The sequence below is a fragment of the Shewanella sp. c952 genome, assembly GCF_019654975.1.
In the GTDB taxonomy this organism is placed as follows: Bacteria; Pseudomonadota; Gammaproteobacteria; order Enterobacterales; family Shewanellaceae; genus Shewanella.
Genome location: NZ_BPEW01000139.1, coordinates 1 through 450, shown reverse-complemented (window position 1 = coordinate 450; position 450 = coordinate 1). Strand labels below are relative to the sequence as shown.

Below are 450 nucleotides of genomic sequence, written 5' to 3'. Positions count from 1 at the left end.
TTGCCTGGCATATTGGTCATCACCTCAACCGCAGTGGCAAAGGCAGCCGATGATTTGGCCACGGCGCCAAAGCCGACCACGGCGCTGGTATTGCCTATGGCCACCAGTGCGCCTGTGGTGCCGTCGTTGACCGCCCTTCCCAGATGATGAAAATGGCGGAAGTTGATTAACATCAGCGTCAACACTCCACCGAGCAAGGCAACTATCAGGGCATTTTGTGCCAGGGTATCGTGCAGCCAAAAGGAGATAACCAGCACCACAATAAGAGGGATCACCCCTGTGATGGGATGGGGCAGATCCCGCTCCGGCACTTCAGGATCATCACTGCGCGCCTCGAAACGCTCGCCTCTGGCGATGGCTCGGTTAATCATCCACTTGAGCCAAAAATAACCGCTGACCGCCATAAACAGGGCCACCACCAGGCTCACTTCCCAGGCGGCCCAGGGAGAG

The 450-nt window shown here is 57.6% G+C and carries 1 pseudogene; it reads right to left on the bottom strand.

Annotated elements, in window-relative coordinates:
* Nucleotides 1-450: pseudogene (locus K5R16_RS22270) on the bottom strand (GntP family permease); the annotation flags it as partial.